Below are 24,820 nucleotides of genomic sequence, written 5' to 3' on the forward strand. Positions count from 1 at the left end.
GTCCGGCGTGAAACGCCCACAAGCGCGTAGTATCGCGCCCTGCCACAAATCTGGTTTGTGTCTTGCCATGCACCTGCGCCCGACCCTGCTGCCTTCGCTCGGCGTGTTCGCCGCCGCCGCGCGCCACCAGAACCTGGCTCATGCGGCCGAGGAATTGCACCTGACCGCCAGCGCGGTCAGCCACCACGTCCGCAAGCTCGAGCGCCTGCTCGAAGTCAGCCTGTTCCAGCGCCATGCGCGCGGCGTGACCCTCACCCCGGAAGGCCGCCAACTGGCCGATGCCGCCACCGCCGCGCTGGCCGACGTGGCCGCGGTGGCCGGCGCGCTCCATCCGCAGACCGACGTGGTGCCACTGCGCGTGACCACGCTGCATTCGCTGGCCTACAGCTGGCTGGTCCCGCGCCTGCCGCGCTTTTGCGCCGCACATCCTCAGGTGCGCGTGGAATTCGATTCCAGCCCCGCGCTGGCACGGCTGGACGAAGGTGGGTTCGATCTGGGCATCCGCTATGGCATCGGGCACTGGCCGGGACTGACCGCGCATCACCTGATGGACGACGCACTGTTCCCGGTCGCCTCGCCCGCCCTGCCCGGCGTGGACGCCGTCGACACGCCCTCGCGCATCACCACCCTGCCGATGCTCGCCGACCTTGGACCGCAGGGCTGGCGCGAATGGTTCCGCGAAGCCGGCGTGCACGGCGCGCAGCTGCCCACCCCGCACGTGTTCACCGACAGCACCGACGTCATGCGCGCGGCGGTCTACGGGCTGGGCGCGGCCCTGGCCCGCAAACACATCGCCGCGCCTTACCTGGCGCGCTACGAGCTGGTACGCCTGCCCGGCCCGGACCTGCGCGCCCGCTATGCCTACTACGCCGTGCACGCCGCCCACCGCACGCTCTCACCCGCGGGACAGTTGTTCCTGGACTGGCTCAAGGACCAGGCCCGCGACGAGCGCACGCCGATGCCGGCGATTCCCGATGCGCTGCTGGGGCGCACGCGCCTGAGCGGTGAACGCGCCCGACCGCCGCGTGCCGACAAGGTGCCCTAGACAGCCGCACCGTCGTAGGGGACGACCTTCAAGGTACCCAGATCGAGCGCTGGGACGCAGCGCAGATTCACCGCGATCATTGCCTCGCCATCCGGGCCGATGCCCTCGCTGTAGGGCGCCACGCCGCACACGCCGCAGAAGTGGTGCTGCAGCCGATGCGTGTTGAACGTATAGGTGCGCAGGGCCGACGGATCGACCTGCAGCACGACCGCCGCACGCGGCGCGAACCACAGCAGCGCACCGCGACGGCGGCACAGCGAGCAGTTGCAGTCGATGGCCTGGTCGATCTGGCCCTCGAAGGTAAAGGCAAGGGCACCGCAGTGACAGCTGGCAGCATGGTCCATGGCACGGCTCCTGGCGGGTAGACCGGGCGAGCATAGGCCAAACCCCTGACTGGCGTATCCGATGCCCTATGCTGGATAGCCTTGCCACTTGGATATCCAACATGCGCCACCGCCTGCTCGCCGTCGCCGTCCTTGCCTCGCTCGCCGCCTGTCAACCGGCGCAGGCACCGACCGATGGCAGCAAGGCCGACACCGATCCCCCGACCATGACCGGGACCGCCAAGGCCGACGTGAAGTTCGCCGACCTGTCCAAGCGTGCGGTCGATGGCTGGATGCAGCTTTCGCCGGTCTCGGCCACACAGGTGGGCGACCATCGCTACGATCACCAGCTCGACGACCTGTCCGCGCAAGGTCGCCAGAAGGCCCTGCAGTTCAACCAGAACCTGTTGGCCGAGCTGGACGGTATCGACGTGCACGGCCTGTCGCGCGAGAACCAAGTCGATGCGGCCATCCTGCGCAACCAGCTGCAGTACCAGATCTGGGATGCGCAGACCCTGCAGTCCTGGGCGTGGGATCCGCAGGTCTATACCGGCCTGGCCGGAGGCGCCCTGTACGGCCTGATGGCGCGCGATTTCGCGCCACTGCCGCAACGGCTGCAAGCGGCCATCGCGCGCATGGAGCAACTCCCGGCCCTGTTCGCCCAGGAGCGCGAGAACCTGGATCTGGCGCGCGTGCCCAAGCTCCATGCCCAGACCGTCTCCAAGCAGAACCAGGGCGTGATGGGCATCGTCGCCCAGTTCATCACCCCGCACGCCGGTGAGCTCTCAGACGCCGACCAGGCGCGCCTGGCCAAGGCCACCGCCGCGCTCAATCAGGCCGTCGACGCCCAGCAGGCGTGGATCGACGGCACCCTGGTACCCAATGCACAAGGCGACTTCCGCATCGGCGCGGAGAAGTACGACCAGAAGCTCAAGTTCGCCCTCGTGTCCTCGCTGTCGCGCCAGGACATCCGCCAACGTGCAGAGGGCGAGATCAAGCGCGTGCGCGCCGAGATGTACGGCATCGCCCGCACCGTGCTGAAGGACAAAGCCGGCGCACCCGCCCTACCCGAGGCGCCCAGTGACGACCAGCAGCAGGCCGCCATCGAAGCCGCCCTGGAGCTGACCTACGCTGACAAGCCGGCGCCAGATGCGGTGGTGGACACGGCCAAGGCCGCACTGGCCGAATCGACGGCCTTCGTGAAGGCCAAGGATCTGGTCACCCCGCCCGACGCACCGGTCAAGATCATTCTGATGCCCGAGTTCCAGCGCGGCGTGGCGGTGGCCTACTGCGATTCGCCCGGCCCGCTGGACAAGGACCTGGACACCTTCTACGCCGTATCGCCGATTCCGGAGGACTGGAACGCAAGCCAGGTCGATTCATTCCTGCGCGAATACAACAACCGCATGATCAAGCTGCTCTCCATTCACGAGGGCACGCCGGGCCATTACCTGGAAGGCTGGCATTCTGCCAAGTTCCCCTCCACGCTGCGCGCAGTACTGCGCTCAGGCATGTTTGCAGAGGGCTGGGCGGTCTACACCGAGCACATGATGAGCGAGCAGGGCTACCAGGCTGACGACCCGCTGTACAAGCTCACCCAGCTCAAGTTCTACCTACGCACCATTTCCAACGCGATCCTGGACCAGGGCGTGCACGTGGATGGCTGGAGCAAGGAACAGGCCATGCATCTGATGGTCCATGACGCGTTCCAGCAGACCAGCGAGGCCGAGGGCAAATGGGTGCGTGCGCAGCTGTCCAGCGCGCAGCTGCCGACCTATTTCGTCGGCGTGCAGGAGATGCTGGACACGCGCAAGGCGGTGGAAGCCAAGCAGGGCAAACAGTTCGACCTCAAGGCCTACCACGACCAGTTGCTGTCCTACGGCGCCCCGCCAGTGCGCTTCGCGCGGGAGTTGATGCTGGATCAGCCCATCGAGTAAGCCGGCACGGCGTCGGTCTCAGCCGGCGCCGAACTCGGCGAGCGCCCGTGCCGCGGGCGCTGGCTTGCCGGGGTAGTAGCCCTGTCCCAGGTCGCACCCCATGTCGCGCAGGCGATTCCACAGGACCGTGTTTTCGATGCCCTCGGCCACCGTCACAGCCTCCAGGCTGTGCGCCATGCGGATCATCGACTCCACCAGCCTGCAGGTGCGTGGGTTGTGCTCCATGTCGCGCACGAAGCTGACATCCAGCTTCAGTTCGTCGACATGAAAATGGCGGAAATAGGACAGCGACGAGTAGCCGGTGCCGAAGTCGTCCACCGCGATGCGCAGGCCGCTTTCGCGCAACTGGGTCAGGCGCTTGCCGATCAGCTGTGGACTGTCGACGAAGACGGTCTCGGTGAGCTCGAGGACGACCTGCTCGGGGCGCACGTTCCAGATTCGTAGCGCCGCTGCCATCTGGTCGACGAAGCCTTCTGCCATCAGGGCGATGGGCGAGATATTGATGCCGCATTGCAGGGTCGGGGTGGCGCGGAACGCCGCCGCGCAATGCCGCAGGGTGGCATTGATGCTCCAGCGGGTCAGCTGCTCGATCAGACCGGTCTTTTCCGCCGCGCCGATGAACAGTTCCGGGCTGACGAAGCCCAGCACCGGATCCTCCCAACGGGCCAGCGACTCGTAGCCGCACAACGTGCCACTGTCCATGCCGAAGATGGGCTGCAGGTAGACCTGCAAGCGATTGGTGGTGATGGCCTGGTGCAGGTCCCCGTAGACCACCTGGGGTTGGGCCTGACCCCGATAGGCCGCCACGCGCTCGGGCAGACGCGCCGCCTCCTGGCAAGCCACGTCCGCCTGGCGACACAGCTGGTCGGGGCACTGCGCTGCGCTGGCCATGCACAGCCCCACCGACACGATGGCGCGCGCCGAACGACCTTGCGCCTCAAGCGGATGCATGAACGCGCGGGCGACCTTGGAGGCGGCGAGCATGGCGTGATTGAGGTCGCGTAGTCCCGGCAGGACCACCGCGAAGTCGCACTCGCCAATCTGGACCGCTTCATCCACCGCGCGCAGGCATTCGCGCAGCCGCACCTCGAAGGCGTCGACCAGCGCTTTGCCCGCCTCGTAGCCGAACACCGCCTCGAACTCGCGCAGGCGCTGCATGCGGACCATCAGCAGCGCCCCCGCCGGTTGTCCGGGCAGGGCCACGCGCTCAATGGTCTGGAAGAGGTGCACGCGATTGAGCATGTTGATCAGTCCTCCCCTCGACGTCCGGTCGTGCACACGACCGCCGACTCAGAGATAGAGCTCCCTGGGGTCCAGCCCGTAGGTGCCCGCACGCAGGCCCCGGCGGATACTGATCTGACGATCGTCGTAGGCTCCCCAGGTATCGCGCAGATCCATTGGCTCGAACATGGGCCGCAACTGCTTGTCCGCGTCGGTCAACAGCATCACCCGCGGGAACAGGCGCCGCACCGGGTTCTGCGCCAGCACGATGGCCACCTCGCCAGTGGACAGCTCGACCAGCGTGCCGGTCGGATAGGCGCCCAGGCACTGCACGAACTGTTCGACCAGATCCGCCTGATACAGCGCACCGCGCTGGCGATACAGCACCTGCAGCGCGTCGTAGCGCGATATCGCTTCGCGATAAGGGCGCGCGCTGGTCATCGCATCGTAGGAATCGACGATGCCGGCGATGCGCCCGAACAGCGGGATCTCGTCCGCCACCAGCCCCTTCGGGTAGCCCGAGCCGTCCTCGCGCTCGTGGTGGGTCACGATCATCTGCCGCACCAGGGGATTGTCTGCGCCGGACTCGTCGTAGAAGCGCACGCTATGCATCAGGTGCTCACGCACCAGCGCCATCTCGGCCGGATCCAGGCTCCGGTTGCTCTCGAGCAGATCTTCCGGGATGACGGTCTTGCCGATATCCAGCAGCAGGCCTGCGGTCGCCAGGTCGCGCAGGGCTTCGTCGGGCAAGCCAAGATGGCGGCCAAAGGTCGCCATGAAGCCACAGCAGTTCACCGCATGGCTGTAGGTATAGCTGTCGTGATTGCGCAGGGTCTCCAGCCAGAAAAAGGCATCGGGATTGCGCACGATACTGTCCACCACTGGCGTAATGGCTTCTGCCACCGCTTCCTCGTCCAGGCCGCCTCCGCCTCGCAGCGCGCTGACGATCTCGTGCGCGACGCGGTGGGCGTTGTTCAGCGCCTCGCTGGCCCTCGGGAGTTCTTCCTCGACATGGGACAGCACGGGCCTGGGATTTGCGGCGATCGCCGCCAACGTGGGTACCGCGTAGGCTTCACGTTTGGGCTTGGGCTTGCGCAGGGCACGCCGCGCGAAGCTGTCGCTCTTGACGATATCCACCGTGACCGTGGTGCACCACTGGGCCAGGGTGGCGATGTCCGCCTGGGACTCCACCAGGAAGCCCTGCAGCAGGAACGGCGTACCCACCCAGTCACGGTCGAGCTTGCAGACATACATGCCCGGGCGCAGGTCGGCGACCAGCAGTTCATGCTCTTCGATCAGCATCGGCGCCCCACGTTCATCGCGTTCACCAGCAGCCTGCGCTGCCCTCCCCTGTTACGACATCTTCTCCCACACCTTTCCTTCTGCAATCCGTGAAGGTGTTGGCTCCCGCCCCGGTTGCGGCCCTCGCTCAAGCATCCGCTCCTGCAGCAACGAAGCCACCGCTCTGGCGCTTCCACAACCTCGCGTAAAGTCCGTTACGCGCAACCAGCTCGGCATGGGTCCCGGTTTCAACGATCCTGCCCTGGTCCATCACCACCAGCCGGTCCATCCGCGCGATGGTGGACAGGCGGTGCGCGATGGCCACCACGGTCTTGTCCTGCATGAGCGCCTCCAGGCTCTCCTGGATAGCGGCCTCCACATCGGAATCTAAAGCCGAAGTCGCCTCATCCAAAAGGAGAATAGGCGCGTCCTTGAGCAGCACCCGGGCGATGGCAATGCGCTGGCGCTGCCCCCCGGATAGCTTGACCCCACGCTCGCCCACATGCGCCTCCAAACCACGGCGTCCTTCGCTGTCCACCAACGTCTCGATAAAGCCTTGCGCCCGGGCCTGTGCCAGTACGAGGCCGATCTGCTCCGGCGTTGCATCCGGGCGTCCATAAAGCAGGTTGTCCCGGATCGAGCGGTGCAGCAGCGAGGTGTCCTGGGTCACCACCCCGATCTGGCCGCGCAGGCTGGTCTGGGTGACCGTGGCGATGTCCTGCCCGTCGATCAGGATCCGCCCCGCCTCCAGGTCGTACAGGCGCAGCAGCACGTTGACCAGCGTGGACTTGCCCGCGCCGGAAGGGCCCACCAGGCCGATCTTCTCGCCCGGGCGGATGTCCAGGTCCAGCCCGGCGATCACCCCGCCCCGCTTGCCGTAATGGAAGTGGATCCCCTCGAAGCGGATCGCACCATGTGGGACCTGCAGCGCCGTCGCGCCAGGTTGGTCGGTCACCGCCTGCGGCCGGGCCACGGTCTCCATGCCGTCCTGGACCGTGCCGATGTCCTCGAACAGCCCGTTGACCACCCACATGATCCAACCGGACATGTTCTCGATGCGGATCACCAGCCCGGTGGACAGGGCGATGGCGCCCACGGTGATCGCGCCACGCTGCCACAACCACACGCCCAGGCCTGCCGTCAGGGTGATCATCAGGCCGTTGAGCACGGCGATGGTCACATCCATGGCGGTGGTCATGCGGGTCATGCGCCGGACCTTGGACAGGTTCTCGCGCACGGCCTCGGCCACGTACAGATCCTCGCGCTGTTCGTGCGGGAACAGCTTGAGCGTGGCGATGTTCGTGTAACCGTCCACCACGCGCCCCATCAGCTGTGACTTGGACTCCGACGCGCGCCAGGAGCGCTCCTTGATCCGTGGCACGAACACCGCCAGCGCCGCCACGTAGGCCACCAGCCAACCGATCAACGGCAGCATCAGGCGCCAGTCGGCCTGGGCGAACAGGAACAGCGCACTGCCGGTGTAGACCGCCACGTACCACAGCGCGTCCACGATCTGCACTGCCGACTCCCGCAGCGAGGCCCCGGTGAGCATGATCCGGTTGGCGATACGACCGGCGTAGTCGTTCTGGAAGAACGCCAGGCTCTGGCGCACCACGTAGCGATGCTGCTGCCAACGGATGCGCGCGGTCAGCGACGGGGTCACCGCTTGATGCATCAGCAGGTCGCCCAGCGCCATCAGCACCGGCCGCAACACCAGGGCCACGGCGGCCATGCCCAGCAGGTGCAGTCCATGGCGCTGGAAGAAGCCGACCGCATGCTCGGACTTGGCCAGGTCCACCAGCTTGCCGAGGAAATCGAACAGCGCCACTTCCACCAGCGCCACGGCGAAGCCGACCACGCACATGGCCATCAGGACCCAGCCGGCCTGGCGCAGATAGTAGGTATAGAAACGGAGCAGGCTGCGCGGTGGCGTACCCACGTCCGGCGGATCGAACACGTCGATCAGCGATTCGAACCAGCGAAAGATCATGCGTCATGCACCCTATGTCGTCGCGCAGTATCGCCCCGGCGACGACAAGGCCGCGTGCGCGGCGGTGCATTCAGGCCGTATCAGTCAAGGCCTGGGAGGCGACGATGACGCCATTGGCATCGGCGTAGAGCCAGTGACCGGGCGTGAACTCGACGCCGGCAAAGCGCACCGGCACGTCGACCTCGCCCAGGCCTCGCTTCTCTGTCTTCATCGGCGCGGCGGCCAGCGCCTTCACCCCGAGCGGCAGGTTGCACAGCACCTGCACGTCGCGCACCGCGCCGTGGATGAGCAGGCCCGCCCAGCCATTGGCCACGGCCTGCTCGGCCAGCATGTCGCCCAGCAGGGCGCGGCGCACCGAGCCGGCCCCGTCCACCACCAGCACCCGGCCGGTGCCTTCGGCGGCCACCAACTCGCGCACGCGCGAGTTGTCCTCGAAACAGCGCACCGTGACGATTCGCCCGCAGAACATCGTCGCCCCGCCGAAATCCACAAAGCGCGGCTCGACGACCTGGACCTCGGGATGGGCGTCACAGAGGTCCGGGGTGGTCCAACTGGGATGCATGCGCAGGTCCGTTGGGACTAGAGGGCGTAGCTGACGGTGAAGCTGCCGAAGACCGGCGGCTCGTCCTGACCATCGAACTCACGGGTCGAATAGTAGCGGGCCAGGGCGAACTTCCAGCGTCCCTTCATGACCGCCACACCATACCCCGCGTAGGCCACATAGCGCCGCTTGTCCACGCTGTGGCTATCCTTCCAGGTGTTGCCGTCCAGGGTGATGTCGCGACCAACCCAGCGGCCGTCGGCGGTCAGGAAGCCGTGGATGCGGAACACTCCGCCCGGCTCGGTCTGGCTACGCGGGGCGGTGTTCTCGCCGGCCGGACGCAGCGGCGTGCTGCCGAAATCATCGGGCAGATAGCGACCGAACCGCAGCTCCGCACCGCCGTTGACGAAGGTCTTGTAATTGCCCAGCGCGCCGCCGGCATGGGTGATCGCATCCCAGGTCCACTTGCCCTGGCCCCAGGCGTAGCGATGCATGCGCTCATGCTGGAGCATGAAGACCGGCTCGTCGCGCAGCTGGTTGTTCCAGCCCTCGAACTTGTCGTCGCCCAACACGCTGTGGACCGCGTTCTGGACCTCCTCGCCGCGTGCCGACGGGCCAACCCAGCCGAGCTTGAGTAGCGTCGTGCGCAGGCTGTCGCCCTTGCGCGCGTTGTAGCCGAACCCGACCAGCAACGCCGCCGCGTATGGGCGGTCATCCTCGATGAGGTCCTTGCGGGTGTAGTCGGACGGGGTGTAGATCTCCTGGCCCAGGGTGAAGACCATGTTCTGCTGGTCGAAGCCTTCGGGCTGGATCCAGGTCAGGTAGCGATTCACCAGACGCGCCATGCGCGGCAGGCACGGGTCGTCGGTGTAGTTCTTCAGATTGGGCGAGACCAGCGAGAGCTGGACGCCATTGGTGTAGCCCTCGTCCTGATCCTGACCGCCGAATAGATCATTGTCGACGCGGAAGTTGACGGTGGGCGGAAGTTCGGTCCGGGTGGGGCAGCCTTCCGTTTCCGCTGCGTGCGCGCTGCCGCACGCGGCTGCTGCCAGCAGCAGCCATCCTGCTCTTGCCATGGGGTGTCCCAGAGGGTGGTTGGGGTGGCGCAAATCATGAACCGTCCAGTATTGAAATCCATGTGAAGACGGCGCCACGATTCAGTGCCGGCGCGTGTCGGTATCCTGCCCGCCCGCGCTCACCCGTGCTTCCCAGGCCCTTGCCATGCCCGCGACCCGCAGACCCGCTCCCGGCGACGACCTCTTCGATGCTCGCCCCACGGGTGGTGCCGGCATCCGGGTCGGCATCGGTGGCTGGGTGTTCGCGCCATGGCGCGACAACTTCTATCCGGCCGGACTGGTCCAGCGACTGGAGCTGGACTATGCCAGCCGCCATGTCACCGCGATCGAAATCAACGGCACCTACTACGGCACCCAGCAGCCCGCGACCTACGCCAAATGGCGCGATGCCACGCCGGCGGGCTTCATGTTCTCGGCCAAGGCGCCCAAGCGCATCACCCAGGCGCGCAGGCTGAGCGGCACGCGCACGCAGGTGGAGGATTTCATCGGCGGCATCAGCGCGTTGGGCGACAAGCTCGGGCCGTTGGTGTGGCAGTTCGAATCCGGGCGCCGGATCGAGGCGGAGGAATTTGCCGGCTTCCTCGACCTGCTGCCCAAGCGCGTCGCGGATCGTCCGCTGCGCCACGTGCTGGACGTGCGCGACCCGGCCTTCATCACCCCTGCGTTCCTGGAACTGGCACGCCAGCACGGCATGGGCACGGTCTTTTCCGAATCCACCGAGTACCCGTCCTTCGCCGACCTCACCAGTGACTTCGTCTATGCCCGGCTGATGGCCAGCCGCAGCGATGAACGCCACGGTTATCCGGACAGCGAGCTGGATGCCTGGGCCCGCCGCGCACGGGCGTGGCGGCGTGGCGAAGACCTCGCCGAACTGCCGCATGTCGGCCCCAGCCTCGCGCCGAAGCAGCCACGCGAGGTCTTCGTGTACTTCATCTCCGCGGCCAAGGAGCGCAACCCCGCCGCGGCCATGGCCCTGCTCCAGCGCCTGCAGACCGCCTAGCGTCGGCACAGGCGATCCAGGCCCAGCAGCCCCGGGCCGATCACCACGTACATTCCCGTCATCACCGACGCGTTGCGGGCCACGCCCAGCACGCCATGGGTACTTACGTCCCCAGATGGATACGGATTCTCGCGCACCACGCTGCCACGGATCAGCATCCAGGCCAGGGGAGCACCGGGAACAACAGCCACCAAGCGACATCGCGCAGATCCAGCCCGCGCCCGGCACCCAGCCCAGTCAGCAGACCAGAAGTAGCGCCACGGCCGCAGCGATTCACGGTCCGGCAGCGGCGCTCCCTGCACCTGCGCAGGCTCCGTGGGGGCGACGCCTCGAACCGAGGATCCTGTGCTGTGTGGACGACTCGGCCGCAGCGATAATGCCCCATGCCCACCCCCGTCCCGTTCAAGGCCCACCTGCAGGTCCACGCCTGCGTCATGCTGTGGGGCTTCACCGCCATCCTCGGTAAATTGATCACCCTGCCTGCGCTGCCGCTGGTGTGGTGGCGGATGCTGCTGGTCGTGCTTGCCCTGGCGCTGCTGCCTTCGGTCTGGCGTGGGCTGCGCGCGATGCCGGCGCGGCATCGCTGGGCATACGCGGGCATCGGTGCGCTGGTCTCACTGCACTGGCTGACCTTCTACGGCGCCATCAAGCTGTCCAACGCGTCGGTGGCGGCGACCTGCATCGCGCTGGCACCGGCCTTCACCTCGATCGTGGAGCCGTGGGTGGCCAAGCGCCCGTTCGACCTGCGCGAACTGATCTTCGGTCTGGCCACGCTGCCGGGCGTGGCCCTGGTGGTCGGGGGCGTGCCGCACGAGATGCGCGCCGGCATCGCGGTGGGCGCGCTGTCGGCCCTATTGGTGGCGCTGTTCGGCTCGCTCAACAAGCGCATGGTCGAGGGCGGCGATCCGCTCACCGTCACCGCGCTGGAGCTGGGCGCCGGCACCTTGATGCTGAGCCTGCTGGCGCCAGTGATGCTGCTGGTCCCCGGTTTCGGCGGGACGCTGCTGCACGTTCCGGGCGCGCACGACGCCCTCCTGCTGTTGCTCCTGTCACTGGCCTGCACCCTGCTGCCCTTCGCCATGGCCTTGGCCGCGCTGCGCCACGTCAGCGCCTACGGCATGCAGCTGGTGACCAACCTGGAGCCGGTCTACGCGATCGTCCTGGCCATCCCGCTGCTGGGCGAACAGCGTGAGCTCACCGCGCAGTTCTACGCCGGCGTGGCGATCATTCTGCTGGCGGTGTTCGCCCATCCGGTGTTGGCCCGACGCCGCGGGGCCGCGCACCCGGAGCTGCTGGCCACCTCGGAAGCCAAGGGCATCGTCGACTAGGGCGCGGTCCTACCAGCGCTCCATCTGCGGCAGCAGGCCGCGCAATTCAGCGTCGGTGAGGTTGCGCCAGCGTCCGGGCTTGAGCGGGCCCAGCTTGACGTTGTCGATGCGCACCCGGCGCAGCTGGGTGACCCGATAGCCAAAGGCCGCGGCCATGAGCCGGATCTGCCGGTTCAGGCCCTGGGTCAGCACGATGCGGAAGCCGAACTTGGCGATACGTCCGGTGCGGCACGGCAGGGTCATCTGGTCGTGGATACGCACGCCCTTGGCCATGGCGCGCAGGAACTCGTCGGTCACCGGCTTGTTGACCTCCACCAGGTATTCCTTCTCGTGGCGGTTCTCCGCGCGCAGGATCTGGTTGACGATGTCGCCGTTGCTGGTCAGCAGGATCAGGCCCTCGGACTCCTTGTCCAGGCGACCGATCGGGAAGATGCGCTGCTCGTGGCCGACGAAGTCCACGATGTTGCCCTTGACGCTGGCTTCGGTGGTGCAGGTGATGCCGACCGGCTTGTTCAGCACGATGTACACGTGCTTGCGGCCACTGGACTTGACCACCGTCCGCGCGCGCAGCGGCTGCCCATCGACCAGGACCACGTCGCCCTCGCCCACCACCGCGCCGGTGCCGGCCGGATGGCCATTGACGGTGACCCGGCGCTCGCCGATGAGCTTGTCGGCTTCACGGCGTGAGCAGAACCCGGTCTGCGCGATGTGCTTGTTGAGTCGGGTCGGACCCGCGTCAGGTGCGTCTTCGGTCATGGCGACAACATCGTAAAGCGGAGCTTGCTCCGCTGCGTTTGGTTTACATCGTGCGTAGGAGCCACAGGCGTGCCCGCGAGCTGGCTTGGGCTTGAAAGCAACGGAGCGAGCTCCGCGCTACACGGCCGGAGCAAGCTCAGTGCTCAAAGCCAAACAAAGCTCTGCGCTACGGGCCCTTCGGGCCCTTGCGGTGGGGCTTGCCGCCCGGCTTGAATCCAGCCTTGCCGGCGGGACGCGGCTTGGCGCCCCCCGGTCGCGCCGATGGCGGCCGGAACTGGCGCGGCGCGTCCTGGCCAGTCTCCTCGCCAACCTTGTGGATCCTCAGTTGCTGGCCGGACACCCAGACCTTCTTCAGATGGGTCAGCGTGTCGTCAGGCATGCCCTCGGGCAGGTCCAGGACCGAGTAGTCGTCCTGGATGTCGATGCGACCGATGTAGCGGCTTTCCAGCCCGGCCTCGTTGGCGATGGCGCCCACGATATTCGCCGGCTTGACGCCATGCGCGTGGCCGACCTCGATGCGATAGCGCTCCATGCCCGGCTCCGGCTGCCCAGCCGGTGCGCGGCGCGGACGTTCGGCGCGTGCCTCGTCACCACCCTCCCGCAGCGGACGCTCCGGGCGCGGGCGCTCGCTCCGCTCCGGACGCTCGCTGCGTTCGAAGCGCGCTGCAGGACGCTCGGTGCGCTCCGTGCGCTCGGGACGCGGTGCACGCGGGCGCTCGGCCGACAGCAGCAGCGGCGTGTCGCCCTGCAGCAGGCGCGCCAGCGCCGCGGCGATGTCCACGGCCGGCACGTTGTGCTCGCGCTCGTAGCCTTCGATCAGCGCGCGGTAGTCGCCGGCTTCGCCCGCGGCCAGGGTCTCGGTGATCCGGCCCAGGAACTTGGCCACGCGGCGGTCGTTGACATCGTCCACGCTGGGCAGCTGCATCTCGGTGATCGGCTGGCGGGTGGCCCGCTCGATCGCGCGCAGCATCGACTTCTCGCGCGGCGTCACGAACAGGATCGCCTCGCCGCTGCGCCCGGCACGCCCGGTGCGGCCGATACGGTGCACGTAGCTCTCGGTGTCGTAAGGGATGTCGTAGTTCAGCACGTGGCTGACGCGCTCCACGTCCAGGCCGCGCGCGGCCACGTCGGTGGCCACCAGGATGTCCAGCTTGCCGTCCTTGAGCTGGGCGATGGTCTTCTCGCGCTGGGCCTGCTGCATGTCGCCGTTGATCGCCGCCGCGGCCAGGCCACGGGCCTGCAGCTTCTGCGCCAGCTCTTCGGTGGCCGCCTTGGTTCGGGCGAAAATGATCATGCCGTCGAACGGCTCGGCTTCCAGGATGCGGGTCAACGCGTCGAGCTTGTGCAGGCCCGAGACGAACCAGTAGCGCTGGGTGATGTTGGCCGAGGTCGTGGTCTTGGAGGCGATGTTCACCTCGACCGGCTCTTTCAGATAGGTCTGGGCGATGCGGCGGATGGCCGGGGGCATCGTGGCCGAGAACAACGCCACCTGGCGCGTCTCCGGCGTCTTCTTCAGCACGGTCTCGACATCGTCGATGAAGCCCATGCGCAGCATCTCGTCGGCCTCGTCCAGCACCAGGGTGGTCAGGCCGGACAGGTCCAGCGAACCACGCTCCAGGTGGTCGATCACCCGGCCCGGGGTGCCCACCACCACGTGCACGCCGCGCTTGAGCGCCTGCAACTGCGGGTAGTAGCTCTGTCCACCATAGATGGGCAGCACGTGGAAGCCGGGGATCTTGGCGGCGTACTTCTGGAAGGCCTCGGCCACCTGGATGGCCAACTCGCGCGTGGGCGCCAGCACCAGGGCCTGCGGCTTGCCGCTCTCGGCGGCCAGGCGCGAGAGCACCGGCAACGCGAACGCCGCAGTCTTGCCGGTGCCGGTCTGCGCGGTGCCCAGCACGTCGCGCCCTGCCAGCAGCGCCGGGATGGTGGCGGCCTGGATGGGCGAAGGCGACTCATAACCCACGGCGGTCAGTGCGGACTGGACCGGCTCGGACAGGCCAAGGGCGGAGAACGGCACCGCGGGTGCGGCATTTTCGGAAGACATGATGCAACTCGGACAGCGTAATGGCCGTCTATTGTGCGCCCTGGCGGCCTCCTGCGCCTTGAACGACGCCTGCCGGGAGCGTCAAACCGACCGCTGGCAACGATATTTCGTCTTTGAATCGCCGGTTTTCAATGCTGCAAATGCCGGCGCAAGGCTTGTCGAAACGCTGGCATCGCCGCCACGCGCAGCGCCCCGCGCCGCAACAGGCGCGCGCCCGGGCGCTCGTCGGTGTACAGCCGCGCCACCAATTGGGTGGCCGCATACAGCGGCCAGGTCGCCCGGCGATGCGCCCGCGCGAAGGCCTGCAGCGGCGGCGACGCGCCCGGATCGGCCGCACCCTCTAGGGCTGCGGCCAACCGCTCGACCCCGGCCAGACCAAAATTGAAGCCGTGCGCGGTGACCGGATGCATGCCCACCGCCGCATCCCCGGCCAGGGCGAAGCGCGGCCCGGCCAGTCGCCGGGCATAGCTGGACACCAGCGGATACAGGTGGCGACTACTGGCCAGGCGCATGGCGCCCAGGCGCTCCTCGCACAATCCGGTGACCTCTTCGGCGAAAGCCGTCGGGTCCAGCGCCATCATCGCCGCGGCTTGCTGCGGCGCCAGGGTCAGCACCAGCGAGGAGCTGTCGCCCACCAGCGGTAGCAAGGCCACGGTGCCGCCATAGGCGAACCACTCCAACGCCACCCCGTGGTGCGGCCGGGCGTGGGCCACATGGCAGACCAGCATGCTGCGCCCCAGCTCGTGCAGTTCGGCGCCAACGCCCAATTGCCGACGCAGCCCCGACAAACGCCCGTCCGCGGCCACCAGCAGGCGCGTGTGCAGCAGGCGGCCATCGTCCAGCGTGACCACCACCCGCTCCAGCTCACGGCGCAGTGCGGCCACCCCGACATCGTCCAGCACGCTCACGCCCGGCTGATCGAGCGCCGCCTCGTAGGCGGCCTGGCGGATGCGGTGATTGGCCACCAGCCAGCCCAGCGGCTGGCCAGTGTCCGCCTCGCCGCCGATGGCCAGGGCGAAGGGCGAAGCACCGTCCTGCACGCGAGCCTGGCACAGCGGCGCGATCGTCCCAGCGTCCAGACGCGACCAGACCTGCAGGCGGTCCAGCAGCCGCCGCGAAGCATGGGTCAGGGCGATCTCACGGCCGTCAAAGGCCGGTGCGGCCAGCGCCGTGCGGGGTTGGCGCTCCACCACCGCCACCGTGCGCCCCTGCTGGGCCAGCGCGCGGGCCAGGCACAGGCCCACCGGTCCACCGCCGCCCACCACCACGTCAACCTGCATTGCCTTGACCTCTTCTGGAGCTGGAAGCGTCCTACCCTAACGACTACCCCAGCGCGTGCATTGATCTGGCGCAAGGTGCGGTGTGACAAGACGCCGGCCGCCGCGAATCATCCAGGCATTCCACACACGCTTTCCCGGACCTCCCCATGGAAGACGCCGCCGTGCCACCGGCCCTCGCCCAGGACGAACAGACCCGGCACCGCTTCGAGGCGCTGCTGCAGGCCCATCGCGGGATCGTGCTCAAGGTCGCGGCCAGCTACGCCTTCCATCCCGAGGACCGGGCCGAACTGGCACAGGAAATCGCCACCCAGCTGTGGCGGGCCTTCGCGCGCTATGACGACCAGCGCTGCTTTTCGACCTGGATGTACCGGATCGCGCTGAACGTGGCCATTTCCCAGGTCCGCGGCCAGGCCCTGCGCCAGCGCCACGCCGTGGCCTTCGATCCCAGCCTGCACGACATGGCCGACCCACACGCGGCCGACCCGGAGGCCGAGCAGCAATTGCGCCTGCTGCGCGCGTTCATCGCCGGCCAGCCGCCGCTGGAGCGCGCCTTGCTCGTGCTCTACCTGGAAGAGCGCCCCTCGGCCGAGATCGCCGAGATTCTGGGCATCAGCCAGACCAACGTGACCACCAAGATCGCGCGCCTCAAGCAGCGCATCCGCGACCAACTATGACTTCTTCGGAGCCAACCCATGGACCTTGATGAAATGAAAGCCGCCTGGCAGACCCTGGACGCGCGCCTGCAGCGCCAGAGCTCGCTCAACCTGCAGTTGTTCACCGAAAGCCGCCTGGACAAGGCCCGCGCCCGCCTGCGCCCCCTGCTGGCCTGGCAGATCGTGCAGACCCTGCTCGGGATCGGCATGGCGGTGGTGTTCGCCAGGTTCTGGGTGCAGCACACGGATTCGCCGGCTGCGCTGGTGTCCGGCCTGGCGCTGCACGCCTGGGGCGTGGCCCTGGTGGTGTGCTCGACCGTGGAGGTGTTGCTGATCACCCGCTTGCATTACGCCAAGCCGGTGGTCGCAGTGCAGACGACCCTGGGCCAGTTGCGCCGCTGGCGCGTGCGTTGGCAGCCATTGCTCGGCCTGGCTTGGTGCCTGCTGTGGCTGGCGCTGCTGGAAGTGGCGGCGCAGGCGATCACGGGACGAGATCTGCCTACCGGCTACCTGCTCTGGAATACTGCGTTCAACCTGCTGCTGCTTGGCGGCTGCGTGCTGTTGCTGCGCCGGCGCCGCGACCTGTTCGACGCCGGCAGCGTCGGCCGCAGCATTCCTCGTGCACAGACACTCCTGGACGAGATCGCGACCTTCCAGCGTGAGGAGGCCGACGCCAGCCGCTAGACTGCCGTCATGCAGATCCTCGAATTCGATCTCGACGGCGAGTACGTCGAACTCCACATCCTGCTCAAGCTGTGCGGCCTGGTCGACAGCGGCGGCATGGGCAAGCAGGTCGTCGCCAGCGGCGTGGTTACCGTGGACGGCGTGCAGGAACTGCGCAAGACCGCCAAGATCCGCGCCGGTCAGGTCGTACGCGTCGAGGACGAGGTCGAGATCCGGGTGATGGACCCGGAAGACTGAGCACTGCCCCGCGGGCGCCTGCCCGCTTGGGAGCCGCCATCGCTGCCATGGCAGCTCCCACAAGGGGCTAGATCAATACGAGGCCCGTCACCACCATGGCGCCTTCCACGAAAGCAGGTACAGGCGGGAGGAACTGCGTTGGACGCGGCAAGCGCGCCATGCGGGCGTCATGGCTTTCTGCGAAGCTTGCGGATCTGCTTCGTCATCCCTGCCTCGTCCATGCGCCTGTTCCCGGTCCGGGCCGCCTGGCTGGCCAGCCTGTTGCTGCTGGCCGCCTGCGCCACCGAACGTCCTACCTCGTCCGCTCCCGCCGCTACGGCTGCGACACCCGAGCCGGTCCTGCTGATCTCCATCGATGCCCTGCGCGCCAGCTACCTGGGCCGCGGCGACACGCCGCACCTGGATGCGCTGGCACGCGACGGCGTGCGCGCGCAATGGATGACGCCCTCGTATCCGGCGCTGACCTTTCCCAACCACTACACCCTGGTCACCGGCCTGCGCCCCGACCACCACGGCGTCATCCACAACTCGATGCGCGAGGAGGGCTTGGGCGAATTCAAGGTCGCCGACACCCAGGCCACCGCGGATGCACGCTGGTGGAGCGAGGCCACCCCGATCTGGGTCACCGCCGAGCAGCACGGCCTGAAGACCGCGATCTGGGCCTGGCCCGGCAGCAGCGCGCCCATCGACGGCGTGCGGCCTAACGAGTACCGCCTGTTCAATACCGCCATCCCGGCGGCCGCCCGCGCCGCGGACGTCGCCGGCTGGCTGACTGGCCCGGCCCAGGCGCGCCCGGCGCTGGCCGCGCTGTACATGGAGGATGTGGACGAAGAGGGCCATAGCCATGGTCCGGCTTCGCCGCAGGTGCGCGAGGCCTTGCGCCGCGTGGACGCGGCCGTGGGCACACTGCTGGACACACTGCGGGCGCACGGCCAGCTGTCGGGCACCAACATCGTGATCGTCTCCGACCACGGCATGGCCACCGTCGCCCCCGAGCACGTCATCGCGGTCGAGGACATGGTCAGCAAGCGCGAAGCGGTGGTGGTGTCGGTCGGCCAGGTGGTCGGCGTGCAGCCTAATCCAGGCTTCGAGACCGTGGTCGAAGCCCGCCTGCTCGGCCGCCATGCGCCCTACAGCTGCTGGCGCAAGGGGGAGCTGCCCGCACGCTGGCACTACGGCAGCAACGCGCGCATCCCGCCGATCGTGTGCCAGATGGACGAGGGCTGGGACGCCCTGCCGGCCGAACAGGCCGCGCGTCGTCGCAAGCTCGGCCACGACCGCGGCTCGCATGGCTACGACCCGGCGCTGGAATCGATGCGCGCGATCTTCATCGCGCATGGCCCGGCGTTCCGCCGCGGCGTGGTGCTGCCAGCGTTCGACAATGTCGATGTCTACCCGCTGCTGGCGCATCTGCTGGCCATCCCGGCACAGCCCAACGATGGCACCCTGGCGCCGCTGCGGGCGGGGCTGCGGCCGGACGCGCATTGATGTCCGAAAACGGCCAGTAGGGCCGCCTCGCCGGTGCTAGCCTGCCGGCCATGTCCTCACCCCTGCCCGATGCAGCCCTGTGCGAACGCGCCCGCCTCAGCCGCGATGCGCGCTTCGACGGGCTGTTCTTCACCGCCGTGTCCAGCACCGGCATCTATTGCCGGCCGGTCTGCCCGGCGCCGGTGCCACGGCGCGAGAACGTCAGCTACTTCCCCTCCGCCGCCGCGGCTGAAACCGCCGGTTACCGGCCCTGCCTGCGCTGCCGGCCCGAGCTGTCGCCCGAGCACGGCGCCTGGCGCCGCGGCGACGACGCGGTGGCCCGCGCACTCAAGCTGATCGACGCCGGATTGCTTGCCGATGCGCCGCTGTCGGCGCTGGCGCAGCGCCTGGCCTTGAGCGAACGCCAGCTGCGACGCCTGTTCGCCGACCGCCTGGGCACCTCGCCGCTGGGTGTGCACGCCACGCGCCGGCTGCTGTTCGCCAAGCAGTTGCTGACCGAGACCGCCCTGCCAATCACCGATGTGGCCATGGCCGCCGGCTTCGGCAGCCTGCGGCGCTTCAACACCGTGTTCAAGGACGCCTACCGCATGGCCCCGCGCGAGTTGCGCAAGCGCGAGGTGCCGGCGGCGGCCGACGAAACCCTGGTGCTGCGCCTGGGTTATCGACCGCCGTACGACTTCACCGCGATGCTCGATTTCCTGCGCGGGCGCGCACTGCCGGGCGTGGAGCACGTCGATGCGACGTCGTATTCGCGCGTCGTCGGCCCGGCCGACGCCCCTGGTTGGCTGCGCGTCAGCTCCTGGCCCAGGGGCGAGCACGCACTGCGACTGGAACTGCGCCGGATCGCACCGGCGCGGATGCTGAGCGTGGTCGCGCGGCTGCGACGCATGTTCGACCTGGACGCCGATCCACAGGCGATCGCCGATGCGCTAAGCCATGACCCCCGCCTGGCGCCACTGCTCGCGCGCCGCCCCGGGCTGCGCATCCCCAGCGGCTGGGACGGGTTCGAGATCGCGGTCCGCGCGGTGATCGGCCAGCAGGTCAGCGTGGCCGCCGCACGCACCTTCACCGCCCGGCTGGCGCAGGCGTTCGGCGCACCGCTGCCCGAACCGCTGCGCAGCGAGGTCCACACGCATCTGTTCCCCACGCCCGAGGCCCTGGCCGATGCCGATCTCACCGCGATCGGCCTAACCCAGGCGCGTGCGGCCACGGTACGCACGGTGGCCCAGGCGGTGCTGGACGGGCGCGTGGACTTCCGCCCGGAGGCGCCGCTGGACGACTTCGTCGCCCGCTGGGTCGCGCTGCCCGGCATCGGTCCTTGGACCGCGCACTACCTGGCGCTGCGCGGGCTCGGCCACCCCGACGCCTTCCCGGCTGAAGACCTGGTCCTGCAGAAGGCGCTGCCCAACGACGGCACGCGTCTGAGCGCGCGCGCGCTGGCCGCGCATGCGCAGGCCTGGCGGCCCTGGCGCGGCTATGCCGTGCTGCACCTGTGGAAGGACGCCATGCCGGCCGCGCCCAACCGATCGCCCGAATGCCCCGCCAAGGACCTGCCATGACCATCTTCGAACGCGAACTTCCCAGCCCGGTCGGCCCGCTGCGCGTGGCCGCCAGCGACGCTGGCCTGCACGGCATCGAATTCCCGAACAACAAACACCCGATCAAGCGGCTCGAAATGTGGGAGCGTGGTGACCATCCGCTGTTGCGCGAGGCGCAGGCGCAGCTGGACGCCTACTTTGCCGGACGCCTGCAGGCCTTCGACTTGCCGCTGGCCCCGCATGGCACCGCCTTCCAGCGCCAAGTCTGGCTGGCGCTGGCGCAGATTCCCTTCGGCCAGACCTGGAGCTATGCCCAGTTGGCCCAGCGCGTCGGTCGCCCCGGCGCCAGCCGCGCGGTCGGTGCGGCCAACGGCCGCAACCCGCTGCCCATCGTGCTGCCCTGCCATCGCGTCATCGGCGCCGACGGCGCCCTAACCGGCTTCGGCGGCGGCCTGCCGACCAAGCAATATCTACTGGAGCTGGAAGGCGCGCTGCCCGCGGCCGAGGTCAGCCGCCAGCTTTTCAATTGAATCCCTCGCGCCCTCCCGAGACAGAGCGCTAGGCCTGCCGCTACATCCCGCGGAAGCGATGCATGAATCCGGCACTGACCGGCAAGGTCTGGGCATGGCCGCGCAGACTCAGCACATGCCGGCCCAACTCGTCCTTGTGGACGCGATCGATGCAGGACACGCGCACGATGGCACCGCGATGGACCTGCCAGAACACTGTCGGGTCCAGGCCGTCCAGCAGCTCCTTGAGCGGCATGCGGATCACCGCCTCGCCCTGCGCGGTGACCACGCGCACCAGCTTGTCCTGGGCCTGGAAGAACAGCACCTCGTCGATGCCGATCATGCGCACGGTGTCGCCGGCGCTGGCGGTGATCCAGCGGATGCACGCGGCCGACGGGCGCAGGCGGGCCTCCAACTGGTCGATCAGATCCTGCAGGTCCGGCGTCTGTCCGCTGTCCAATCGCGCCTGCACCCGCTGCACCGCCTGAGCCAGGCGCACGGGCTGCACCGGCTTGAGCAGGTAATCCACCGCGCCGGCATCGAAGGCCTCGATGGCATGCGCGTCGTAGGCAGTGGTGAACACCACCAGCGTGCCGCGCGCGGCCGCTTCGCGCGCCACCACCAGGCCGCTTTCGCCCGGCATGCGGATATCCAGGAAGGCGACCGCCGGCGTCTGTCGTTCCAGCGCATCCAGCGCCGCGCTGCCATCGGCGCAGACCGCGATCAGCTGCAGCGCCGGCCAGGCCTCGGCCAGCGCCTCGCACAGCGCGCGCCGCTGCGGGGCCTCGTCCTCGGCCACCAGTGCGGTCGGGGCGGGCGTGCTCATGCCGGCACCTGGTCGACGGGAATCCCCACCTCGGCGCACACGCCACCACCCTCCAGTGCACGCAGGCGCAGCACCGCGCGTTCGCCATAGCGCGCGGCCAGCTGCTGGCGCACGTTGACCAGCCCCAGTCCGCCGCTGGTGCCCGGCACCAGCCCCGCACCATCGTCGCAGACCTGCACCCACAGCAGGCCGTGGGCCAACGTGGCGACCAGGTCGATCCGACCTTCGCCACGCTTGGGCTCGATGCCGTGCTTGATCGCGTTTTCCACCAGGGTGATCAGCAGCGTGGGCGGAAAGGTTTGCTCGCGCAGTGCTGGCTCGGCCTGCACCGTGTAATGCAGGCGCCCGCCCATGCGCAGCTGCATCAGCGCCAGGTAACGGGCGCACAGATCCAACTGCTCGCCCAGTGTGGACTGCAGCGCGGCCTGCCCATCACGCAAGCGGGGAATGGTGGCGCGCAGGAAGTCCACCAGCGCATCCAGCGTCGCCTCGGCCTGGGCCGGATCCTGGCGCACCAGTGCACGCACCGAGGCCAAGGTGTTGAACAGGAAGTGCGGCTCCACCTGAGCCTGCAGCACCCCCAGGCGCAGGTCGGCATCGCGCGCCTGCGCGGTGGCCGCGTCCAGGGCTCGACGATGCTGGTGTTCTTCCCAGCGGCGGTGCTCACTGAAATACGCCCGCAGCGCCAGCCCGCCACCGAACAGGCCGTAGATCACGATCAGCACCACCACGTTCACCGCCAGGCTGAGCGCACGCGCCACCGGCCCCAGGTGCGGCGCGGTGATCCGCATGGCCTCGGTCGCCGGCCGGACCAGCGCGTTGATATAGCCCGACGCCAGCCGATCGACGAAGAAGCTCAATACGATGCCCAGCAGCAGTGCGGCCACGACCCAGCGCCGCTCGCGCGTGGCGGGCCAGCCGCGATAACGCACCACCCCGGCCAGCGCCGGGCCCAGCGTGGCCATCAGCATGAAGGCCACGAACTCGACAACGGTCACCAGCGCCCCCACCCGCACGCTCTGCCTGAGGATGCCCGTGCCCAGGCCGATCACCAGCGCGAACGCCAGCAACACCACGCCGAACAGCAGCGTGCGTCCGGCCTGCCAGCGCAGACTGAAGACGGGATAGCGGCGGTAGCGCGTCAAGACGGTGTCCGCGCCGCTGGCCATGGCCTGCGGCAGGCGAGTCTGCAGCGCGTAGTCCTGGGTGCTCATGGCGGTCCTGTCCTGCCTCATTGCCGCGCGCCACGCAGCACCTGCCCATTCTGACGCAGGACCAGCGTCTGGACCCGACCCTGCGCATCGCGCTCGAACTGCAACTGCGCGCCTACCGATGGCGCTGCGAACTGGTCCTGCCCCACATGTTCGACGGCGATGGCCGGCTGCCCGGTGCCCTGCACGGTGAGCGTGTCACCGGCCACCGCTACGGTCAGGTCGAAGCCGGGCATCAGCGGATAGGTGCCGGCGTATCCGGCCAGTTGCGCGGCTGAGAGCGGCGCGACCTGTGGCTTGGCGGGTTCGTCCTGATCGCGCCGGGTGGCCAGCATCCGGCCCCCGCCCTGCGACCAGGCGAAGGTCATCCCTGTCGCACTGGGCTCGGGCGTGAGCACCGCGTCCAGCGTGCGCGGATAATAGTCGCCGGCATCGTCGTGGCCCATGACCAGCTCGCGCTGCCCCTGTGGCTGCACCACCAGTTGTCCATCACGCGCGATCAGGCGCATCTTCAGCTGGCCCAGCGTATAGGTCCCTGCCAGCGCCGCCAGCTGCGCCGCATCGGCAGGCACTTCATGACGCGGGTGGCCCAGGGGGAAGTCCGCATCGACCAGGTGCAGGCCCAGTGTGCCCAGCCCGCCCAGCGTGGTCCATGTGGTGTCCGAGAGGATCACCACGCCACGCTGGCGGGCCGGGTCGATGGCCACGAACGAGGAAAACCCACCGGTCCCGCCCTCATGCAGCAGCACGGTGCGCGTCCCGATGCGGCGCTGCATCCAGTTCATCGCCATCGGCGGCAGTGCGGACACGGTCTGTTGGCTGAGCCGGATGGCGGGCGTGATCGGCGCCTCGATCTGTCCCAGCTCGCCCTGCACATAGCGCACCATGTCCTGCAGGGTGGCGCGCACGCCGCCCACGCCCGCCAGGTTGGTCTGAAAGCGCCAGGCCGGCACCGGCTGCCCGCTGGGCGCATGCCCCTGTGCAGGTGAGCTGCCGGCCGTCGGCATGTTGATGTAGGCCTGGTCCATGCCCAGCGGTGCGAACAGCTCGCGCCTGAGCAGGGTCTCGTAGTCCGTGCCGGCGCGCCGGGCAAGGGCGTCGGACAGCAGCATCATCGCGAAGTTGGAATAGGCAAAGTGGCTGCCGGGCGCGGCGGTGAGCGTGACATCGCCCAGCGAGGCCAGCAGATCGGCTTCGCCCAGTCCGACATAGGGATCGGCCATGCCGGTGGCGTGCAGTCGCGATGGCAAGGCCGGCAGCCCCGAGGTGTGGGTCACCACGTGCCGCAGCAGGATCGGCTGGCCCTGGAAGCTGGGCACCGGCGTCCCCGGCGGCAACCAGTCCGCCAAGCGATCGTCCAGCGAGGCATGGCCCGCCACGATCTGCTGCGCCAGCAGCGTGGCGGTCATGGTCTTGGTCACCGAGCCGATCTCGAAGGCGCGGGACGGGCCAACGCGCTTGAGATCGGCCGGGTCGGCACAGGCGTAGGTGCGTGCCACGTGATCGGCTTCGACCACCGCCACGGCCGTGCAGGCGCCGGTGCGGTCGCCGTGCAGACGCTGGGCCACCAGGCCGGCCAACTGCACATCGGTCATCGCGCCAGCGGCAGGGCTCACCAGCAATGCGGCCGAGGCCAGGGCAATGGTTGCGGGATGTGGGAACACGGCATGTCTCCTTGTCGCGGAAAGCCCATGCTCGCCCCCAAAAACACGCGACATCGGAGAACGCGACGAGCGTGCCTGCAACCGCGACGAACCCTGCCCAAGGTGCGACGAACGCGGGTCCGGCAACGCTTTGGACCAGCCGCGCCGCGACGCCTGCACGGCCCCTGGCTGTCGCCCATGTCACA

General features: G+C 68.6%; 22 protein-coding genes and 1 pseudogene. 10 read left to right on the forward strand and 13 right to left on the reverse strand.

From position 1 onward, the window contains the following. The first annotated feature begins 67 nt into the window (after positions 1-67). Positions 68-1,045 (forward strand): LysR substrate-binding domain-containing protein, encoded by a 978-nt coding sequence (locus PJ250_RS01255; protein WP_271646751.1) that lies wholly within the window; start codon positions 68-70, stop codon positions 1,043-1,045. Here the strand turns inward: PJ250_RS01255 and PJ250_RS01260 are convergent. Further along, entirely contained in the window at positions 1,042-1,389 is a 348-nt protein-coding gene (locus PJ250_RS01260) for a GFA family protein (RefSeq protein ID WP_271646752.1), read from the reverse strand. The two genes, PJ250_RS01255 and PJ250_RS01260, sit on opposite strands and share 4 nt — an antisense overlap. Positions 1,390-1,490: 101 nt before the next feature. On the opposite strand from PJ250_RS01260, the gene PJ250_RS01265 reads away from it, so the two are divergent. Continuing rightward, the gene (locus tag PJ250_RS01265) at positions 1,491-3,305 is read left to right on the forward strand and encodes a DUF885 domain-containing protein (protein WP_271646753.1); all 1,815 of its coding nucleotides are present in this window, start codon (positions 1,491-1,493) and stop codon (positions 3,303-3,305) included. Between the two features lie 18 nt (positions 3,306-3,323). Here the strand turns inward: PJ250_RS01265 and PJ250_RS01270 are convergent, their stop codons facing one another. The 5 genes from PJ250_RS01270 to PJ250_RS01290 all read right to left on the reverse strand — a co-directional run bounded on the left by PJ250_RS01270 (position 3,324) and on the right by PJ250_RS01290 (position 9,414). Continuing rightward, positions 3,324-4,547: a putative bifunctional diguanylate cyclase/phosphodiesterase gene (locus PJ250_RS01270; RefSeq protein WP_271646754.1), complete on the reverse strand. Its 1,224-nt coding sequence runs from the start codon at positions 4,545-4,547 to the stop codon at positions 3,324-3,326. Between the two features lie 48 nt (positions 4,548-4,595). After that, positions 4,596-5,828 carry an HD-GYP domain-containing protein gene (locus PJ250_RS01275; RefSeq protein WP_271646755.1) on the reverse strand — a complete coding sequence of 411 codons (1,233 nt, stop codon included), beginning with the start codon at positions 5,826-5,828 and terminating at the stop codon, positions 4,596-4,598. Between the two features lie 127 nt (positions 5,829-5,955). Beyond that, positions 5,956-7,797 carry an ABC transporter ATP-binding protein gene (locus PJ250_RS01280; protein ID WP_271646756.1) on the reverse strand — a complete coding sequence of 614 codons (1,842 nt, stop codon included), beginning with the start codon at positions 7,795-7,797 and terminating at the stop codon, positions 5,956-5,958. Between the two features lie 70 nt (positions 7,798-7,867). Further along, positions 7,868-8,359 (reverse strand): ribonuclease E activity regulator RraA, encoded by a 492-nt coding sequence (gene rraA, locus PJ250_RS01285; RefSeq protein WP_271646757.1) that lies wholly within the window; start codon positions 8,357-8,359, stop codon positions 7,868-7,870. A gap of 17 nt (positions 8,360-8,376) precedes the next feature. After that, complete coding sequence (locus PJ250_RS01290; RefSeq protein WP_271646758.1) at positions 8,377-9,414, reverse strand: lipid A deacylase LpxR family protein; 1,038 nt, start codon at positions 9,412-9,414, stop codon at positions 8,377-8,379. A 145-nt stretch (positions 9,415-9,559) separates the two neighbouring features. On the opposite strand from PJ250_RS01290, the gene PJ250_RS01295 reads away from it, so the two are divergent. Continuing rightward, positions 9,560-10,414 carry a DUF72 domain-containing protein gene (locus PJ250_RS01295; RefSeq protein WP_271646759.1) on the forward strand — a complete coding sequence of 285 codons (855 nt, stop codon included), beginning with the start codon at positions 9,560-9,562 and terminating at the stop codon, positions 10,412-10,414. Here PJ250_RS01295 and PJ250_RS01300 read toward each other — a convergent pair. After that, entirely contained in the window at positions 10,411-10,605 is a 195-nt protein-coding gene (locus PJ250_RS01300; protein WP_271646760.1) for a Pr6Pr family membrane protein, read from the reverse strand. The genes PJ250_RS01295 and PJ250_RS01300 overlap by 4 nt on opposite strands. Before the next feature lie 192 nt (positions 10,606-10,797). Between PJ250_RS01300 and PJ250_RS01305 the strand changes: the two genes are divergently transcribed. Further along, positions 10,798-11,742 (forward strand): DMT family transporter, encoded by a 945-nt coding sequence (locus PJ250_RS01305; protein WP_271646761.1) that lies wholly within the window; start codon positions 10,798-10,800, stop codon positions 11,740-11,742. Positions 11,743-11,751: 9 nt separating this feature from the next. Here PJ250_RS01305 and PJ250_RS01310 read toward each other — a convergent pair whose 3' ends face one another. The 3 genes and pseudogenes from PJ250_RS01310 to ubiM all read right to left on the reverse strand — a co-directional run bounded on the left by PJ250_RS01310 (position 11,752) and on the right by ubiM (position 15,825). After that, positions 11,752-12,498 (reverse strand): pseudouridine synthase, encoded by a 747-nt coding sequence (locus tag PJ250_RS01310; protein ID WP_271646762.1) that lies wholly within the window; start codon positions 12,496-12,498, stop codon positions 11,752-11,754. Positions 12,499-12,805: 307 nt separating this feature from the next. Next, positions 12,806-14,545, reverse strand: a pseudogene (locus tag PJ250_RS01315) (DEAD/DEAH box helicase); the annotation flags it as partial. Between the two features lie 128 nt (positions 14,546-14,673). Beyond that, positions 14,674-15,825: a 5-demethoxyubiquinol-8 5-hydroxylase UbiM gene (gene ubiM, locus PJ250_RS01320; protein WP_271646764.1), complete on the reverse strand. Its 1,152-nt coding sequence runs from the start codon at positions 15,823-15,825 to the stop codon at positions 14,674-14,676. Positions 15,826-15,971: 146 nt separating this feature from the next. Here ubiM and PJ250_RS01325 point away from each other — a divergent pair, with 146 nt between their 5' ends. From PJ250_RS01325 to PJ250_RS01350, 6 genes are all read left to right on the forward strand, one after another. Beyond that, positions 15,972-16,499, forward strand: a complete 528-nt coding sequence (locus PJ250_RS01325) for an RNA polymerase sigma factor (protein WP_271646765.1) — start codon at positions 15,972-15,974, stop codon at positions 16,497-16,499. 18 nt (positions 16,500-16,517) lie between these two features. Further along, complete coding sequence (locus PJ250_RS01330) at positions 16,518-17,162, forward strand: hypothetical protein (protein ID WP_271646766.1); 645 nt, start codon at positions 16,518-16,520, stop codon at positions 17,160-17,162. A 9-nt stretch (positions 17,163-17,171) separates the two neighbouring features. Next, entirely contained in the window at positions 17,172-17,399 is a 228-nt protein-coding gene (locus tag PJ250_RS01335; protein ID WP_271646767.1) for an RNA-binding S4 domain-containing protein, read from the forward strand. A 219-nt stretch (positions 17,400-17,618) separates the two neighbouring features. Then, on the forward strand, positions 17,619-18,887 hold the full coding sequence (locus PJ250_RS01340) for an alkaline phosphatase family protein (RefSeq protein WP_271646768.1): 1,269 nt from the start codon (positions 17,619-17,621) through the stop codon (positions 18,885-18,887). A gap of 50 nt (positions 18,888-18,937) precedes the next feature. Next, positions 18,938-20,446 (forward strand): DNA-3-methyladenine glycosylase 2, encoded by a 1,509-nt coding sequence (locus tag PJ250_RS01345; RefSeq protein WP_271646769.1) that lies wholly within the window; start codon positions 18,938-18,940, stop codon positions 20,444-20,446. Then, positions 20,443-20,955, forward strand: coding sequence for a methylated-DNA--[protein]-cysteine S-methyltransferase (locus tag PJ250_RS01350; RefSeq protein ID WP_271646770.1), 513 nt, complete (start codon positions 20,443-20,445; stop codon positions 20,953-20,955). The genes PJ250_RS01345 and PJ250_RS01350 overlap by 4 nt, the downstream gene beginning before the upstream one ends. A 40-nt stretch (positions 20,956-20,995) precedes the next feature. Here the strand turns inward: PJ250_RS01350 and PJ250_RS01355 are convergent, their stop codons facing one another. From PJ250_RS01355 to PJ250_RS01365, 3 genes are read right to left on the reverse strand one after another with little or no spacing between them, the layout of a single operon-like run. After that, the gene (locus tag PJ250_RS01355) at positions 20,996-21,760 is read right to left on the reverse strand and encodes a LytR/AlgR family response regulator transcription factor (protein WP_271646771.1); all 765 of its coding nucleotides are present in this window, start codon (positions 21,758-21,760) and stop codon (positions 20,996-20,998) included. Continuing rightward, positions 21,757-22,974 carry a sensor histidine kinase gene (locus PJ250_RS01360; protein ID WP_271646772.1) on the reverse strand — a complete coding sequence of 406 codons (1,218 nt, stop codon included), beginning with the start codon at positions 22,972-22,974 and terminating at the stop codon, positions 21,757-21,759. Before PJ250_RS01360 ends, PJ250_RS01355 begins: the two co-directional genes overlap by 4 nt. 17 nt (positions 22,975-22,991) lie before the next feature. Continuing rightward, positions 22,992-24,635: a serine hydrolase gene (locus PJ250_RS01365; RefSeq protein WP_271646773.1), complete on the reverse strand. Its 1,644-nt coding sequence runs from the start codon at positions 24,633-24,635 to the stop codon at positions 22,992-22,994. Positions 24,636-24,820 lie beyond the last annotated feature (185 nt).

Source organism: Pseudoxanthomonas sp. JBR18 (assembly GCF_028198165.1).
Taxonomy (GTDB): domain Bacteria; phylum Pseudomonadota; class Gammaproteobacteria; order Xanthomonadales; family Xanthomonadaceae; genus Pseudoxanthomonas_A.

Bases quoted from the DNA above. Each gene is read 5' to 3' on its own strand.
- PJ250_RS01330 (WP_271646766.1), top strand. From the start codon at position 16,518: ATGGACCTTGATGAAATGAAAGCCGCCTGGCAGACCCTGGACGCGCGC.
- PJ250_RS01275 (WP_271646755.1), bottom strand. From the start codon at position 5,828: ATGCTGATCGAAGAGCATGAACTGCTGGTCGCCGACCTGCGCCCGGGC.
- PJ250_RS01345 (WP_271646769.1), top strand. From the start codon at position 18,938: ATGTCCTCACCCCTGCCCGATGCAGCCCTGTGCGAACGCGCCCGCCTC.
- PJ250_RS01310 (WP_271646762.1), bottom strand. From the start codon at position 12,498: ATGACCGAAGACGCACCTGACGCGGGTCCGACCCGACTCAACAAGCAC.
- PJ250_RS01270 (WP_271646754.1), bottom strand. From the start codon at position 4,547: ATGCTCAATCGCGTGCACCTCTTCCAGACCATTGAGCGCGTGGCCCTG.
- ubiM (WP_271646764.1), bottom strand. From the start codon at position 15,825: ATGCAGGTTGACGTGGTGGTGGGCGGCGGTGGACCGGTGGGCCTGTGC.
- PJ250_RS01295 (WP_271646759.1), top strand. From the start codon at position 9,560: ATGCCCGCGACCCGCAGACCCGCTCCCGGCGACGACCTCTTCGATGCT.
- PJ250_RS01260 (WP_271646752.1), bottom strand. From the start codon at position 1,389: ATGGACCATGCTGCCAGCTGTCACTGCGGTGCCCTTGCCTTTACCTTC.
- PJ250_RS01280 (WP_271646756.1), bottom strand. From the start codon at position 7,797: ATGATCTTTCGCTGGTTCGAATCGCTGATCGACGTGTTCGATCCGCCG.
- PJ250_RS01290 (WP_271646758.1), bottom strand. From the start codon at position 9,414: ATGGCAAGAGCAGGATGGCTGCTGCTGGCAGCAGCCGCGTGCGGCAGC.
- rraA (WP_271646757.1), bottom strand. From the start codon at position 8,359: ATGCATCCCAGTTGGACCACCCCGGACCTCTGTGACGCCCATCCCGAG.
- PJ250_RS01350 (WP_271646770.1), top strand. From the start codon at position 20,443: ATGACCATCTTCGAACGCGAACTTCCCAGCCCGGTCGGCCCGCTGCGC.
- PJ250_RS01360 (WP_271646772.1), bottom strand. From the start codon at position 22,974: ATGAGCACCCAGGACTACGCGCTGCAGACTCGCCTGCCGCAGGCCATG.
- PJ250_RS01325 (WP_271646765.1), top strand. From the start codon at position 15,972: ATGGAAGACGCCGCCGTGCCACCGGCCCTCGCCCAGGACGAACAGACC.
- PJ250_RS01340 (WP_271646768.1), top strand. From the start codon at position 17,619: ATGCGCCTGTTCCCGGTCCGGGCCGCCTGGCTGGCCAGCCTGTTGCTG.
- PJ250_RS01335 (WP_271646767.1), top strand. From the start codon at position 17,172: ATGCAGATCCTCGAATTCGATCTCGACGGCGAGTACGTCGAACTCCAC.
- PJ250_RS01305 (WP_271646761.1), top strand. From the start codon at position 10,798: ATGCCCACCCCCGTCCCGTTCAAGGCCCACCTGCAGGTCCACGCCTGC.
- PJ250_RS01265 (WP_271646753.1), top strand. From the start codon at position 1,491: ATGCGCCACCGCCTGCTCGCCGTCGCCGTCCTTGCCTCGCTCGCCGCC.
- PJ250_RS01255 (WP_271646751.1), top strand. From the start codon at position 68: ATGCACCTGCGCCCGACCCTGCTGCCTTCGCTCGGCGTGTTCGCCGCC.
- PJ250_RS01355 (WP_271646771.1), bottom strand. From the start codon at position 21,760: ATGAGCACGCCCGCCCCGACCGCACTGGTGGCCGAGGACGAGGCCCCG.